The sequence below is a fragment of the Desulfuromonas soudanensis genome (assembly GCF_001278055.1).
Classification (GTDB): domain Bacteria; phylum Desulfobacterota; class Desulfuromonadia; order Desulfuromonadales; family WTL; genus Deferrimonas; species Deferrimonas soudanensis.
The window spans coordinates 2123888-2139714 of record NZ_CP010802.1; the positions used below are offsets into that span (position 1 = coordinate 2123888).

Below are 15827 nucleotides of genomic sequence, written 5' to 3' on the forward strand. Positions count from 1 at the left end.
CATGCAAATTTCACTCCCGCCCCATGGCCGGTTTGATATCGATCAGGGGTGTGCCGTCGAGACAGTCGAGCCCCGGGAGAATATGAAACTGCCCAGACTCAAATTGAATATACTGTCCCCGGAACCCGGCATTCCTACCTCGACCCCAGCCTTGTTTCCACTACCGTTTCATCGCAATTCGAGGTATACTTAACCCAATGAAAAAATCACTTCTCGAAACAAATTCCTACCTGAAAGACCCGGAGCAGCGCAAGCGTCTGCTACGACGTTCTCTGGTTTCCTCCTTTGCTATCGAGGGGATAGATCTTAAGGAAGAAGGGGCTGGCTCCGTGAAAGAAACAGCGCCAGACTTTACTGGCGGCAAGCGCTCAACGTTCTCTCGATAACCCCGCTGAATATCCTTTCCATCGGTTTGTAATTCCGGTCCATCCCCTCTTGTACTGCAACGAAATATTCCTCCCTTTTTTCGCCCCCCAAGTCCGAAAAATCGAGGGGCGGCAGCCCCGCCTGAAGCGCCATCAGTACCGCCGCCAGCCGCGCAATCCTTCCGTTGCCTTCCCGACAGGACCGTGCCGCCAGAGCCGGACTCGTACTGGTCTTCTTGAAGTTGCGAAGTATCATAACGGTCAATCATCGGTCCTTGCCACCGAGATCATGAATGCGCCCAAGCATCTCCTTCGCAGGGAAAAAGTATTTCCCCTTCACCGATGTCAGACGCTCGTTCAGTTCGAGGGCAACGGCCACCGGGTTGCAGTCCAGAACATGCAGATCTTGAATCAGCCAGCTCAGGTCAATATCAGCCGTTCGCAGCGAACCGAGAACGGAGCGATTCGTATTTCGGTCAAACTGAACCGGCCCCAGGGCCAGGGTCAGCCGCCCGAGAAGCGTTGGCGGTACATTCAATGCGATCAGCGTCGCCAGGAACAGTTCGCGGTGCAACCGGCCCAATTCGGCGAAATCGGCCTTGACCAGTCCCGCCAGGAAGAGGCAGTAGCGGCTGGCATCGTGGCAGAACATCACGCACTGTCGACGGTCATAGGTGTAGAGGTGGGCATGCCAGCTCCCCAGAGGACTGTTTTCGGCAAGCGGCGCAGCCGAAACATCGGGTAATTTAGCCGCCAGTTTTTGGGTGCAGTGGATGATCATAGTCACCGGACGATGCGTGTTGGTTCAGCACGAGCCAAACCTTCGATTTACAGGCCCGTTTTTAGGTGGGCAAAACAGGCACTTTGTTTTTTAATTTAAGACACTTAGCAATGTCCTGCCCCGAACATCATAGAACGTTCCTTAGGGACTGGCTACTTTTTGCAGTTTAAAAAGTTGCCTGTCCCTCTCCCACCAAGTTGCCTGTCCCTCTCCCACCAACAGCCAATCAAACATTAAAAGTTGCCTGTCCTCCTCACGAACCTGGCGGCGACTCCCCCGGCATGGCACCAAGCACCAGCCCGACAAGACAACCAAACAAGGCCCCTGACCAGGGACCGGCCAACGCGCCTCAGGTCCCGCCCACGCACTGGCCCAGATAACCGAGGCCGGCACCGGCAATTGCGCCGATCCCGGCAAAGATGACGATTTTCAGTAGTTTATGCATGATGGTTATTCCTTTTGAAACGAAAGCAGAAAAGAAATCTGGGGGCGGGCCAGCCTAACTCTGATATGCCAAACACAAACTGTCATAAAAAACCGATGAGACCGGCGCTCAACCTTCCTCCACAATTTCTTCCCCCAAATCCTCCGCAATCAACCGAAACTGCTCCAACGCCGCCTGTAAATCCTCGACGATCTCCGCCGCCAGGATGCCCGGTGCCGGCAGATTGTCCGAATCCTCCAGCGAGTCGTCCTTGAGCCAGAAGATGTCGAGGCTGGCCTTGTCGCGGGCGACGAGGTCGGCGTAGTCGTAGCCGCGCCAGCGGCCGGCGGGGTTTTCGGCGCTCCAGGTGGAGGTGCGGGGCTTGGCGTAGAGCTGGACGAATTCGTCGAGATCGCTGCGTTTGAGCGGGTTGGTTTTTAGGGTGAAATGGACGTTGGTGCGCAGGTCGTAGATCCAGAGCCTGCGGGTCCATGGTGTTTCGCTGGCCGGCTTGCGCTCGAAGAAGAGCACATTCGCCTTCACCCCCTGGGCGTAGAAGAGGCCGGTGGGCAGGCGCAGCAGGGTGTGGACGTCGCAATCGTGCAGCAGTTTGCGGCGGATGGTCTCCCCTGCCCCGCCTTCGAAGAGGACGTTGTCCGGCACGACCACAGCGGCGCGGCCATTCTGCTTGAGCAACGTCTTGACGTGCTGCATGAAGTTGAGCTGCTTGTTCGAGGTGGTGGCCCAGAAGTCGTCACGCTCGATGGTCTCGGTTTCGCGGGCGATCTTGCCGTCTTCGGCGACGATGGTGGTGCTGCTCTTCTTGCCGAAGGGGGGATTGGTGAGGATGATGTCGAATCGCTCGCCCGGATCGGCGGCCAGCGAATCGGCGACCGTGAGCGGCAGGTCGCTTTCGAGACCACTGATACCGTGCAGCATCAGGTTCATGGCACAGAGTCGCGCCGTCGCCTGCACCAGTTCCCACCCCTTGAACGTCCCTTCTTTGAGGGCCTTGAGCTCGACCTTGGTCATGTGCGGATGGTTTTTGATCAAAGAGTCGTGGGCGGCAAGGAGAAATCCGCCGGTGCCGCAGGCCGGGTCGCAGATATTTTCCCCCGGCTTGGGGGCAATTACATCGACGATCGCCTGGATCAGCGGCCGCGGAGTGAAGTACTGCCCGGCGCCGCTCTTGGTGTCCTGGGCGTTCTTCTCCAGCAGCCCCTCGTAGGCGTCCCCCTTGACGTCGGCGCTCATCACCGACCAGTTTTCCTTGTCGATGAGATCAACAATCAGGCGGCGCAGCTTGGCCGGGTCCTGGAACTTGTTCTGCGACTTGCTGAAGATCAGCCCGAGCAGTCCTTTCTCGTTGCCGAGGTTCTCCAGGGTGTGGCGGTAGTGATCGAAGAGCTCGTCGCCATCTTTCTTCACCAGCGTCGGCCAGCTATAGGCGCCCGGGACGGTGCTCGGCTGGCTGTAGGGCGGCTTGGTGCGCTCGTCGGCCATCTTGAGGAAGAGGAGATAGGTGAGCTGTTCGACGTAGTCGCCGTAGCTCATGCCGTCGTCGCGGAGGACGTTGCAGAAGTTCCAGAGTTTGCTGACAATTGCGGCTGGGGTCATGATGGTTAGTCGTTGCTCCGGTTGATCAGGTTGACGATGACTTTGACAATGGTTTCTTTCTCTTCGGGGCGACTCTCGGCAATCAAAAGAGTGAGCGCCACCAGGGCGTTGTCGGCGAGGCGCTTGGAACCATCGGGGCGATAGAGGATGGCGTTGCCGGCGAGAAAGTAGATGAACAGCGCGGCGGCGATGCGCTTGTTGCCGTCGCTGAAGGCGTGATTCTTGACGACGAAATAGAGTAGATTGGCCGCCTTCTCTTCGACACTGGGGTAGAGCTCTTTGCCGTCGAAGGTCTGGTAGATGGTGCCGAGGGCGCTCTTGAAACCCTGATCCTTCTCGATACCGAACAGCCCGTCGAACTCCCCCTTCATCGCCTGAACGAGTCCAATCGCCTCCTCATAGCCGATGACGCGCAACGCTCTGCGGGTCGTCTCCTCGATGGTCAGTGTGCCGTGGTCGTAACGGTCAAGGGTGGCCAGGGCGTAGGCGTAATCATTGATCACCCGCAGCACGTCCTTGCCGGTCTCGGTCAATAGTTCCTGTGTGGTCAGGGTGCGGGCCAGCAGGTCGACGGTCTGCTGCATCTCCCGAAGCTTCGCCGTCTCCTCGCGCAGACGCTGCTCGTGGATGGTGTAGCCCTTGACCAGATGGTCGCGCAGCACGCGTGTGGCCCATTGGCGGAATTGAGTGCCGCGCTTCGATTTGACCCGGTAGCCGACGGAGATGATGACATCGAGATTGTAATATTGTGTCTGGTAGGTCTTCCCGTCACCGGCAGTATGTGCATGTTTTGCACATACTGCCATTTCGTCCAATTCTCCTTCGCGAAAAACATTGCGTAGATGCTTGGTGACGACCGATCGTTCACGCTCAAAGAGCTTGGCCATCTGATCCTGAGTCAACCAGACGGTCTCGTGGTCAAGCTGAACTTCCAAACGGGTTTTGCCATCCTCGGCCTGGAATAGAACAAATTCACCGCCGCCATGCTCTTCTGATTTCATCCTCCCCTCCCAGTTCCGACTAGAACATACCGCGCCCCGCGCTTCTCCCCCGTCTGCCGGACCTTTCCAGTCCGTTTCAGATCCTGAATCGCCGCATTCCAGCGACCGGCGGAAAGACCAAGGGGATCGGCAAGCTCGACGCGGGCATATTCGCGGCCCGGTTGCATGCGGGCGAGGATGGCGGCGGTGACATCGTCGAGGCAGGTGAAAGCGTCGGATTGATGTAGGGGCGCAATTGATTGCGCCCGCCCTGATGGTTCGGGTTCGGTTTTACGCGATTGTACAGGCGCTGTTTTGGGCGCGATGAATCGCGCCCCTACGGCGTTCCGTATGCGTTCGAGCAGCACGCTGGCCGGTTCATCGTTGGGGTCCTGGGGGACGAGTTGTCCGGAGAAGGCTTGTTTGAGGATTGATTGGCGCAGGCGGACAGCACGAGTCAATTGTGCCTCTAATTGATTTTCAGCTACTTCGACAACCGATAATTGTTGCTCTATTTTGAAAACAATGACCTCAAGTTCAGCCGATGGAGCTAAAGGAAATACATAGGATTTGATATCGCCTAAATTGATATGTGGATGTGCTGAACCAGTTGCAGCCCTCTCGGCTTGCGTGCGCACAAATGAGCCATTCAGTACATGGAGGAAATATTTACTAGAAACACGTTTATCTGGGCGAAACAGGCACATCCCCTGGGAGAGGCATAGTTTTACCGTGGCAGGCAATTCAACTCCCCAGCCAAAGCTCAACTCCCTGCTATAGACAATATCGCCAGCCTGCGGTTCATGTCTTACGCTCTGAATAACAAACTCAGCGTCTGGAACTAAGGCAGCGCTCTCCAAATTTAATTTTCCATTAACAACATCTCTTGGTCGAAGTGCAGGATAACCAGCATCGGAATATTTGGGCGTTCGATGCGCACTATCAACAAAAAGTGGACATAGTTGATCCAACGTCGCCCACACCCACCCCGCCGGCAATTCCGGCAACCCGCTCGTATCCGGCCCGACCGGCTCCTTGTACTTCCCCTTCCCCGCCGCCTTGCGCCGCTCGGCCAGAATCCGCTCCAGCAGTTCGGCCCCGGTTTCGATTGGTTTCGTAGGGGCGCGATTCATCGCGCCCTGATTCTTCGCGCCCTGATTGTCGTATTCTGCCAATGATTGGGCGCGATGAATCGCGCCCCTACGCCATTCTTCCGTCAATTTTCCTTCGACGGCGGCCTTGAGGACGGCAGCTTTGTAGCGCTTGAGGTTGGACTTGACGCGCTTGAGGTTGGCGACGGCTTCGTCGAGGCGGGAGAATTGCTTTTCGATCTCCGCGACGATGCGGGTTTGAACTTCGGTTGAGAAAAGGGGAATCTGGAACCTCAACAGTTCTTTGGTCTCAATGCTGTTGACGGTCGTTCCCTGCTTGCTGCATTGGTGCAGGATTTCACGGCTAAAAGACCGTAGAGCAAAGGCAACAAACCTAGGGTCAACACCCTCGCTCGGCACAAGTGCCTTTAGGTCTTGATTGATCGTGACAGGCACATCCGTGACTGCCACCGGGAAGGTATGCCGCAAAATTCCGCTTCGGGTAACGACAAGCACTGAGCCAGGCGGGAGAAGGTTGGTGGCCGATTCCTTAATTGCTTTTTCGGTAATGGTATCTTCAGCCCCGCTGATGTGTTCCACCTTCATATCCTTCGGCGAAACCCAGGGGATCGTCCCATTTTTCCAATAGGTCGATACCTGCTTTGAAGGAGTGCCACCGCCACACCAAACACCAAGGTCTTTCAGGGGAATCAGGCAAATCTCTTCATTTTTTAAATTTCTCACGCCTTCAACACCTCATTCCAACAACGATTTCGTAGGGGCGCGATTCATCGCGCCCGATTGTTTGATTCGATAATCAGGGCGCGATAAATCGCGCCCCTACACCCGTGACGGGTGGTTTTCGTCTTCGGCCCATTTTGCCGGGTTGTCGGCGATGTATTGCCGAATCGCGGCCAATTCCCGTTCGTCGCGAATCACCCGCTCGTAATAATTGCGCTGCCAGACCGGTACGCCGGGGGTGTTGCGGGATATATTGATGGCATGGGTGCAACGCGCCTTAAACGCCCGCACGATTTCACCAACCGTAGGGGCGCGATTCATCGCGCCCTGATTCATCGCGCCCTGATTCATCGCGCCCTGATTCATCGCGCCCTGATTGTCGGGTTTTGCCTGATTATCCGGTGTGACAGGACCGGGCGCGATGAATCGCGCCCCTACGCCCTGACCAAAACCGGGGTCATTGATCACGATGATACTGTGGATGTGGTTCGGCATGGCCACGAAAACATCCAATTCAACCGGTGGATAATGTCCAGGCAAACCATCCCAACATTCCAGAACGATCCGCCCCATATCGTTCAACCGCACCGTCCCGTCGACAATATCCGCGAACAGGCACTCCCGCTGCCATGCGCATATCGTCACGAAATACGCCCCGGCGCGGGAATAATCGTAATCCCGCAACCGGATTGACCGCCGATGATGGATCTCCGGATTGAATACCATCCCCCCTCCGTAGGGGCGCGATTCATCGCGCCCTGATCATCCGCCCTGATTCATCGCGCCCTGATTCATCCCGCTCCGGTGTTTTGGGACCAACCGGGCGCGATGAATCGCGCCCCTACGGGTCATACCGCCCCGGTGTCCATGGACCAGACGGGCGCGATGAATCGCGCCCCTACGGGTCATACCGCCCCGGTGTCCTTGGACCAACCGGGCGCGATGAATCGCGCCCCTACGGGTCATGCCGCCAACGTCTGGTTCAATTCATCCAGAATGCGGTTCAGGTCATCGCCGAATACCTGCCAGACTCGGCCAATCCCGCCCTCCTGCGCAAATGGCGCATAATCAAAATCATCCGTCTCAATCTGCAGATTCGCCGCGATATGATCCCGAATCATCTCCAGCCACTTGCGCTGCTCGGCGGTAAAGCGCCGCCCGCTGGCCTGCTGCTGCTCGACCCAGGCGCGGAAGTTCACCTGCACCTTCTCCGGAAACGGCACCAGCTCGTTCTCCTGATGCATGGCAAAGCGCACCAGCGACACCAGATCAGTCAGAATATGATTGGCCGCAGCACCGCGCACCTTGCCAGCCTCAAGCTTACGGTAGGCCGCCCACAGCTCATCGGGCACCCGCTTCTCCCACCCTAGCGGATGGGTCTGGTAGATGCGCAGCTGCTCGACCTGGGCGACCAGCTTCTCGGCCAGCTCCTGCACATCGGCAAAGCGAAGCCGTTGCTGGTAGGGCCTGGAATAGAGCACCTGCAAGGCTGTGATCTCGTCCTTGTTCGCTTCGATGAACTGCTCGAAGGACTCGACCACGTTCTTGGCCTTCTCCTCGGTGAAGCCGGAGAAGATTACCGCATCGAGGCTGACCGTGTCGATGATCTGCTCGTTTCTCTGCTTGATGGCAAAGAGGAGCGCGCGCAGGTCCGGGTTGCACAGCGGCCGGGCCGCCGCTCCGAGAATCTGCGCCGCAGCCTGGCGAATCTGCTTGGCGTCGGGCTCCTGCTGCCCGGAAGCCTTCTGCGCGGCGGCGATGTGCTGATCCGGCTCCAGGGCGGCGACCAGGTCAACCGTCAGCGCCTTGAGCGACTTGCCGCCGGTCAGCTCCATCACCTGTTTCTGCTCCTGCGGGGTGAGCTTCTTCTCCATCCTTGAGAGCCGCGCCGCCACCGAGGAGATGACGTCGATCTCGCAGTTGCCGAAGGCGACGGCCTGCAGCAACTTCTCGAAGCCGACGTTCTTCTTGCGCTCCATGGGGAGCGAGTCGGTCTGATCCTGCTCGCAGACGCCGATGGCATCGACAATGACGAAGTGGTCCTTGCTGATGGCGTCGGGGGTGACCGCCTGCAGGTCGTTGTCATTGATGATGCGCACTCCGCGCCCCTTCATTTGCTCGAAGTAGGCGCGCGACTTGACCATGCGCATGAAGAAAACGCACTCCACCGCCTTGATGTCGGTGCCGGTGGCGATCATGTCGACGGTGACGACGATGCGCGGCATCGGGCTGGTGCGGAAGGCCTTGATCAGATTCTCCGGCGTATCGCCGGTGGTGCGGTAGGTGATCTTCTGGGCGAAGTCGTTCCCCTTGCCGAACTCCTCGCGGACGATCTTGACGATATCCTCGGCGTGGGAATCGTCCTTGGCGAAGATCAGCGTCTTCGGCACCCAGCTGCGGCCGGGGAAGATCTCGGTGAAGAGCTTGTCGCGAAAGGCGCGGATTACGGTGCGGATCTGGTCGACGGCAACCACGTCGCGATCGAGCTGTTTGGCGTCGTATTGAAAATCGTCGTCAAGCTGTTCCCAGCGCACGGCCCGGGTTTCACGGTCGCGCTTGTCGACGTAGTAGCCGGCCTCGACCTTGCCCCCCTGCTCACCAATGGCGGTGCGGATGCGGTAGACGTCGTAGTTGACGTTGACCCCGTCGGCGACGGCCTGCGGATGACCGTACTCCATGACCAGATTCTTGTGAAAGAAGCCGAAGGTCTGCTTGGAGGGGGTGGCTGTGAGGCCGATGAGGTAGGCGTCGAAGTATTCGAGGACCTGACGCCAGAGGTTGTAGATCGAGCGGTGGCACTCGTCGGTGACGATAATGTCGAAATCCTCGATGGGGAAATCGGGGTTGTACTCGATCGGCTCCGGCTCCCCAAAAATACCACCTGTAGGGGCGCAGCATGCTGCGCCCAGTTCGGCCACCGATTCTTCGTCGAGATCGTCGGGGAGCTCGCGCCCCTTGAGCATGGAGTAGAGGCGCTGGATGGTGCAGATGCAGACCCGCGCCGTGCGGTCCATGCGGTTGGAGGAGAGATGCTGGACGATGTACTCCTCGGTGAATTTGAAGTTGTTGTAGGGGGAGACGTACTGCTGGAACTCCTTCAAGGTCTGGCGGCCGAGGTTGGCACGGTCGACGAGGAAGAGGACGCGGCGGGCGCCACCGAACTTGATCAGCCGGTAAATGGCGCTGATTGAGGTGAAGGTTTTCCCCGAGCCGGTCGCCATCTGAATCAGGGAGCGAGGGCGGTTCTTCTTGAGTGAGCCTTCGAGATTGGCGATGGCAGTAATCTGCGCCGGCCAGAGCCCTTCGATTTTCAGCTCAGGCATCTTTTGCAGGCGGGCGAGAAAGGTCTGCGGCAGGGTTTCGGCTGCCAGGGAGGCACCGCCGAGATCGGAGGCAACACCGTCGGAGGCAAGAGCGGCATCGAGCCATCTGGCCAGATTCTCCGGGCGATGAAAGGCGAAGACGTTGCGCGAACGCGGTTCGGGGTCGAGGCCGTTGGTGAAGCAGGTCTCGACGCCGGTCGATTCATAGCAGAAAGGGAGCGGATTGTGCCAGCGCGGCAGGCCGAAGGGGAGCCCCTGGGTGTATCGGGCCGACTGCACCTCGACGCCGGTGAGGGTGGTGCCGACCTTCTTCGCCTCGATCACTCCGGCGGCGCGTCCGTCGATATAGAGAAGATAGTCGGCGAAGCCGAAACCGGGGAGAGAGAATTCACGGATCGCCACGCCGCACGCCGCATGGATATGCGCCGCACCGGCATCCTGAACCTGCCATCCGGCCTGTTCCAGGAGCCTGTCGATCTGTTGTCTGGCCTCTGCCTCTGGTGCAGGGGTCATGTCGCCTCCCGTTGATTTCTATCCGCACAATCCAGAAGACCCGAATAAACGCCCCGAGATCCCCCAGAAAACAAAAGGCCGCTCGTCAGTCGTTACCTGAACACAAGCGGCCAAAATCCATCCCCTTATCCCCCACCCGAAGTCCCAAGCCAAATTCCCATAACTACAGAGAAAAACAGTGCTTTAAAATACGCCCCTGGCGCTCTCATGTCAAACCTTCTAATCCACAAAAGTCCCCAAAATGTCCCCCGCCGACAACGCAAAAAGGGCCAACCGTTTCCGGCTGACCCTTTTTTATCTGGTGGGCGTTGTAGGGATTGAACCTACGACCCCTGCCGTGTGAAGGCAGTGCTCTCCCACTGAGCTAAACGCCCTTTATCCTTGCGATGGGAGTCGTTTTATAGCAATTCCCCCCACGACTTGTCAACGAAAATCATCCGCCTTCTCCGGCTCCCCTGCCCGTTAAACGGGCGAGAATCTCCTCCGGCAGGGGGGTCGGCCGGCGGTCGGTACCGATCACCACGTGCACGGTGCGCCCTTCGGCGAGGAGGACGCCGGCGGCGTTGAGAGCCCGGTAGGAAAATTCAAGGACCTTCCCCTTGGCTTTTTCCAGGGTCGTCTCGATGCGCACCTCGTCTTCGTAGTAGGCCGGGGCCTTGTACTTGAGGTTGGCCTCGACGACGACGACGAAGAAGCCGGCCTTTTCGAAGTCGGTGTAGTTCATCCCCTGCTGGCGCAGCAGATCGGAGCGCCCCTCTTCGAACCACACCAGGTGGTTGGAATGATGAACGATCCCCTGGGCGTCGGTCTCGACGTAGCGCACGGTGAGAGTGTAGGCGGTGGTGATCATGGCGGTCCTCGGTATGTGGAATGGGATGGGACAGGGGAATGGTAGCGTATCGGGGAGGGGATGTCTTGCGGAAAAAAGGCCGGTATACCACAGAGGCACAGAGACACAGAGTTGAAAGGCCAGAGTTAGAGTCTTTTTGGTGTTATCCGTACCTTTCCTGGAGAATAGCCCTGGGGAGTTCAGTTTTTGAGGAAAAGAGGCTCACCGCAGAGAGCGCAGGGTTAATAGCCAAGCCAAGACCTTCTCCGAATTCTCTGTGCCTCTGTGTCTCTGTGGTAAAAGCCCTTCCCCGCAACTACAAAAAGATCGCCCGCGCCCGCCGGTACCCCGCCTCGGTGACCAGCGCCCGGTGGAGGATCGCCTCGATCTCCTCGGCCGTCTTGCCGGGGACGACTTCGGCGAGGTTGACCAGGGCGTCGGCGTCCCAGAGGATGCGGAACTCGGGGGAGTCGACCCCCTTCGGGGTGTGGTGGGCGCCGACCAGGGCGCAGACCTGCTCGGTGAAATCGGCCGGGGCCGCAAGCTTTTCGAGAAGAGCGCGGGCCACGGGAGGACCCTCCTGCTCCTGCAGGGCGCCGTTACAGGAGCCGAACTTGCGCTCGGCCTCGGGGATGCCGATGTCGTGGAGATACGCGGCGGCGATGGTCAGGACCTCGTCGGCATCGATGTAAGCCAGAAGCTCGGCGGCATACCCCGTCACGGCGTGTGCATGGGCGATACGCCGAACGTCGCTGCCGAAATACTCCTCCATCGCCAACCGCACCCGGTCGAGAAATAGGTTCATCTGTTCCCCTTTTCAAAATCTTTCAACGCCGAGGGCGCGGAGAAGACAGGAGGGCGCAGAGAAAACCTCCCCCCACCTTCTGTTTTCTGTTTTCTACATTCTATATTCTATATTCTGTTTTCTATATTCTGCCTTCTTTCCTCTCCCTACAAAACCCCACCCTGAACCCCGATCTTCACAGTCGTCAGCGGGATTTCCTTGCCGCAGGCGGCAAGGGCCTGTTTGGCGATGGCGATGAGGCCCGAGCAGCAGGGGACCTCCATGTGGGCAACGGTCAGGGAGCGGATGTCGTTCTGGGTCAGGATCGCCGTAAGTTTCTGCAGATAGGCCTGGCCGTCGTCGAGCTTCGGGCAGCCGATGAGGAGCGCCCGATCCTGAAGAAAGTCCTTATGGAAGTCGGCGTAGGCGAAGGGGACGCAGTCGGCGGCCAGGAGGAGATCGGCGTCTTTAAGAAAGGGCGCGCTCGCCGGCACGAGATGCATCTGCACCGGCCACTGGCGAAGCTGGGACGCGCGGGTGCCGCCCTCTTCTCCCTCGGCTTTTTTCGGCTCGGCAAAGGACATCAGCCGCGCCGAGGGGCAGCCGCCGCCACCGTGCCCGTGCCCACCGCCGTGTCCGTGACCGCCGTCATGACCCTGACCGTGCCCGTGACCACTACCCTTGCCGTGCCCCTGGCACTGGTGGGCCGGAGCGGCATGGGCGGCAGGCTGGGCCCCGGAAACGCCGAGGTGCTTTTCCACGGCCTCCTCGTCGAATTCGGCGGCGGGGCGCTTCTCGATGAGGATGGCGTCCTGGGGACAGTGGCCGAGGCAGGCGCCGAGACCGTCGCAGAGGTTGTCGGCCAGAAGTCGGGCCTTGCCGTCGATGATCTGGATCGCCCCTTCGGCGCAGGCGGGAACGCAGAGGCCGCAGCCGTTGCACTTGTCTTCGTCGATTTTTACGATGTCGCGATTCATGGGGTGCTCCTATGGGTTTTCTGGTTCAGGTCAATCATGAAGGATTGTGTCGATGTCTTCGATCTTTAAAGCAAAAGATGTCTTTACCACAGAGCCACAGAGACACGGAGGAGAAGCATGAAAAAGAGAGAAAAGACTTAAGATTTTCTCTGTGTCTCTATGTCTCTGTGGTGAGAGCCTTTCAGACCCCCTCATCCTCAAGCTCCCGCGCCTGGCGGCGCTTTTGAATGGCGCGCATCGGGCAGAGGGCGGTCATGGTGACAGTCAGCCACAGGGAGGCGAGAAGGGCGCAAAAGATTGTGAGAAACATGGGGAACCTCCCGTCAGAAGAAGTAATGCCAGAGAAGATCGATACGGCCGCGGAGAATGAGACGTTTGCCCGAGTAGCGCATGATCTCCTTCACCCGCTCACGGGATCCGGGGCGATAGCAGTGCACCGGACAGTGCTTGCAGGTCGGTTTGGGATCGAGGGGGCAACGGCGGCGGCGCTCGAGAGCGTAGGCAAGAAGGTCGCGGCACTCGGGGCAGACGGCCTCCCCCCTCCCCCCTTCCAGCGGCTCGCGCCCCGGGTGCCTGTGCCCGGCGCAGTAGACGGCGGTGAAGAGGGTCAGCACCCTGAGATCGGAGAGTTCCTTCGGGTTCAGGGCGGCTGTCTTGTCGGCGGCGTCGTTCATGGTTTCTTTTTTACCACGGGGTCTCAGGGGGCTCATTGACACAAGTCAAGAGGTAAAAAAACATCAGTCAAACCAAAGGAATTGCAACCAGGCACGGAGACACCAAGAAGGACCAACAATACTGCCTGGTTTCCATCGTGTCCTGGTGCCTTAGTGGCAAAGAATGCCCTTACTGTCCGCCGGCAGAAAAACGTTCCAGGAGGTCCCCCTTCTCCCGGGCGTAATCCTCGGCGGAGAGGGCTCCGCGGTCGAACTTGTTTTTAAGGACCTCGAGAGCCTTCTCGATCGACTCATCCTCCACACCCATGGGCGCAACGACTGCAGCCGGGGACGGGTTCCGCTCCCTGAGGCGGGTCGCCTCGGCCTCGATGTCGATCAGGTCCATCTTCAGCTCGGCGTTGCCGTACCAGTGGGTGTAGGCGGGGTTCTGATGATAGGCGCCCTTGACCGTTTTCGCCAGATCGTATTTCTTCATCTTGAAGAAGAGGCGCTCGATGTGGGAGGTCTCCTCGTAAAGCATTTGGCTGTCGGTAACCAGTACCTCCCCCCGCAGGGGATGGGGCGGACGCTCCGTCGGCATCGGGTCGAGAAGACCGCGGTCGGCGAGATCCCAGATGATTGCTTCGGCCTTCTTGACCAACGCCTGACTCTGGATGCGCACGGCATCGGCGGCGGCAAGGTCGTCTGTGGCGAAGCGTTCGCTGTGGCACTCCGTGCAGATGCTCAGCATCGCCGCCCGCCGCCCCGGAATTTCGGCTTCGGGATAGAGGGCGCCGCCGGGGGTCATGGTCAGGCCGACCGAGACGTCGTGACTCCCCTTGGCCATGTGGCAGTCCTGGCAGGAAGGGCCCATCTCCGGACCGGCGGAGGCGCGCAATGTGCCGTGCACGGAGGTCTGCCACATCTCCCACTGAGGGTGGTCGGGACCCATGTGGCACTTGGCGCAAACACCGGGGTCGCGGACGATGGCCAGGTCGGTAGCGTGGCTGCTGTGGCAGGAGGCGCAGGAGGACTCCACCTGGTGGCAGCGGTTGCAACCGAGCTCTGCCATCTCCGAGCTCTGTTTAAGAAAGCGGCTGCACTCGACCTGGGTCACCGGCCGGGTGCTCCCCTCCTGGTGGCAGAAGCGGCACTCGCTCTTGTCCCGCTGCGGCAGGTTGCGGGTACACCCCCACCCCGAGTGGAGCCCCATGCCGTGGCGGCTGCCGCGGTGTTCTTTGAGCGCCGCCTCGTGGCAGGTTCCGCAGATCTCCATGTCCACCGACGCTTTTCCGGCGTCGATTCTCCCGTGATCGTTGCCGTGGCAGGCGGAGCAGCCGATCCCGGCTCTGGCATGGGCGCTCTTTTCCCAGATCCGCACCGCTCCGGGAGTTTTCTCCCGGTGACATTCGAGGCAATCCTCTGCCTGAAGGAGAGCAGGGGCGAGAAGGAGAAAGCAGAGGACGAGGCAGTTCAGAGTCTTTTTCATTATTCTTCCTTGAATGGGATCGATTTTTGGCTTCGGTTCTTTTTAAGGTCAAGATCCGGGGGTCGCGCCCCCCGACGCCGCCCTGCTCTTTTGTAAAGCGACTCAAGAGTCGGCGGCAAGACGCGAGCCCCGCCGATGTTCTTTTTCTGATTCAGTGCCGCCTGGTCCCCTCAACCATCCTCGCTTTTTGCTCCCGATAATCCCCATCCGTGATCAGCCCCCGGGCGCGCCAGGAGCGCAGCCGTCTCAGCCGCTCCCCCAGAGCCGGGTCGAATCCCGGGAGGGGATCGGCGCCAAGCCCACCGAGAACCCAGAGGCGACCGTCCTTCGCCAGGAGGAGCCGGTTGCCTGACGGGCTGAAGACGGCTCGCTCCACCCCGGAGATGATCGCGATTTCCTTCTCTTGATCGAGGAGATGGCCATCAACCAGACGGTAGCGGCCGCCGGGAGAGGCGGCGAGGGCCCTCCCCTCCCAGGGGTATTCGACGGCGGTGTCCCCGCCCCAGAGCGGGGCGTCAAGGGTGCGCCGGGAACCATCGCCATAGAGGATGCGCTCGCCGTCGCCGAGATAGACAGTAGCCGCCGAGGTGAGGGCGACGCGGGCGACGACACGCTCGGCGCCGCTTTGCCGGTGGCGCGCCACGATTTTGAGATAGGGGGCAAAAGCCGGGGGATCGTGGAGGCGGGCGAAGAGAAGCTCATCCCCCCAGGGTGAGAGGGTCGGTTGCGGCAGGGAATAGAGGCGACTCCCCCAGGTGCGCAGGGTGAGCGGCTTGAGAGAGGTCTCAAAGAGGGGGGTGGACCTCGGGGGGGCCTCCCCGTCCCAGCGCACCAGGGTCGCGCTGAGGTTGCCGCCGAAGGAGTAGGTCTGGATCGTCACGGCAACCGTCAGAATTGCGTCGTCGCCGTCCCAAAAGAGACGGTCGACATTCCCGGGCACGGTTGCCTCGGCGAGGAGGGTTCCGTTTTCGGAAAGGAGCCTCAGACGGGTAGTTTCAAGATCCCGATCGGCGACGGCCAGGCGCATGCCGTCAGGGGACCAGGCCAGGGCGAGGGGTTTTCCGGGGCTGAGGAGCCGCTCTCTCCCCGAAGCGAGGTCGTAGTCGAACAGAGCGCCGCGCACCAGGGCGACGCGCACCCCACCCGGATGCCATGCGACGGGGGAATGGGGGGCGACCCGGGTCAGGGGGCGAGGGTCAGGGGAGGCGGCAGGGGGCGAAGGAGGGGGGAGCGAACGCACCCGACAAGGAAGACCAGGAG

Annotated in this window: 14 protein-coding genes and 1 tRNA gene; 1 reads left to right on the top strand and 14 read right to left on the bottom strand. The window is 59.8% G+C overall.

Going from position 1 to position 15827, the window contains the following annotated elements; translation table 11 throughout:
- The first annotated feature begins 197 nt into the window (after positions 1–197).
- Positions 198–386, top strand: a complete 189-nt coding sequence (locus DSOUD_RS18465; RefSeq protein WP_157671826.1) for a hypothetical protein — start codon at positions 198–200, stop codon at positions 384–386.
- Positions 387–630: 244 nt separating this feature from the next.
- Here the strand turns inward: DSOUD_RS18465 and DSOUD_RS09680 are convergent, their stop codons facing one another.
- The 14 genes from DSOUD_RS09680 to DSOUD_RS09740 all read right to left on the bottom strand — a co-directional run bounded on the left by DSOUD_RS09680 (position 631) and on the right by DSOUD_RS09740 (position 15705).
- Entirely contained in the window at positions 631–1146 is a 516-nt protein-coding gene (locus DSOUD_RS09680) for a DUF6933 domain-containing protein (RefSeq protein WP_157671827.1), read from the bottom strand.
- 553 nt (positions 1147–1699) lie between these two features.
- Positions 1700–3187: a class I SAM-dependent DNA methyltransferase gene (locus DSOUD_RS09685; protein WP_053550817.1), complete on the bottom strand. Its 1488-nt coding sequence runs from the start codon at positions 3185–3187 to the stop codon at positions 1700–1702.
- A gap of 5 nt (positions 3188–3192) precedes the next feature.
- Complete coding sequence (locus tag DSOUD_RS09690; protein WP_053550818.1) at positions 3193–4188, bottom strand: virulence RhuM family protein/type II toxin-antitoxin system death-on-curing family toxin; 996 nt, start codon at positions 4186–4188, stop codon at positions 3193–3195.
- Positions 4185–6002, bottom strand: coding sequence for a restriction endonuclease subunit S (locus DSOUD_RS09695; RefSeq protein WP_082351187.1), 1818 nt, complete (start codon positions 6000–6002; stop codon positions 4185–4187). Before DSOUD_RS09695 ends, DSOUD_RS09690 begins: the two co-directional genes overlap by 4 nt.
- 96 nt (positions 6003–6098) lie before the next feature.
- Positions 6099–6725, bottom strand: coding sequence for a transposase (locus tag DSOUD_RS09700; RefSeq protein WP_053550820.1), 627 nt, complete (start codon positions 6723–6725; stop codon positions 6099–6101).
- Positions 6726–6961: 236 nt separating this feature from the next.
- The gene (locus DSOUD_RS09705) at positions 6962–9835 is read right to left on the bottom strand and encodes a type I restriction endonuclease subunit R (RefSeq protein ID WP_053550821.1); all 2874 of its coding nucleotides are present in this window, start codon (positions 9833–9835) and stop codon (positions 6962–6964) included.
- A gap of 299 nt (positions 9836–10134) precedes the next feature.
- Positions 10135–10209 (bottom strand) — tRNA-Val (locus tag DSOUD_RS09710).
- 59 nt (positions 10210–10268) lie between these two features.
- Entirely contained in the window at positions 10269–10685 is a 417-nt protein-coding gene (locus DSOUD_RS09715) for an acyl-CoA thioesterase (protein ID WP_053550822.1), read from the bottom strand.
- A gap of 295 nt (positions 10686–10980) precedes the next feature.
- Complete coding sequence (locus DSOUD_RS09720) at positions 10981–11469, bottom strand: HD domain-containing protein (protein ID WP_053550823.1); 489 nt, start codon at positions 11467–11469, stop codon at positions 10981–10983.
- Positions 11470–11615: 146 nt separating this feature from the next.
- A complete protein-coding gene (locus DSOUD_RS09725) occupies positions 11616–12425 on the bottom strand; it encodes an ATP-binding protein (RefSeq protein WP_053550824.1) in 810 nt (269 codons plus the stop codon).
- A 181-nt stretch (positions 12426–12606) separates the two neighbouring features.
- Entirely contained in the window at positions 12607–12735 is a 129-nt protein-coding gene (locus DSOUD_RS18995; RefSeq protein ID WP_269745835.1) for a hypothetical protein, read from the bottom strand.
- Between the two features lie 13 nt (positions 12736–12748).
- On the bottom strand, positions 12749–13099 hold the full coding sequence (locus tag DSOUD_RS09730) for a nitrous oxide-stimulated promoter family protein (protein ID WP_053550825.1): 351 nt from the start codon (positions 13097–13099) through the stop codon (positions 12749–12751).
- 169 nt (positions 13100–13268) lie between these two features.
- Positions 13269–14567: a multiheme c-type cytochrome gene (locus tag DSOUD_RS09735; RefSeq protein ID WP_082351188.1), complete on the bottom strand. Its 1299-nt coding sequence runs from the start codon at positions 14565–14567 to the stop codon at positions 13269–13271.
- 151 nt (positions 14568–14718) lie between these two features.
- Positions 14719–15705, bottom strand: coding sequence for a hypothetical protein (locus DSOUD_RS09740; RefSeq protein WP_053550827.1), 987 nt, complete (start codon positions 15703–15705; stop codon positions 14719–14721).
- Between the last annotated feature and the right edge of the window lie 122 nt (positions 15706–15827).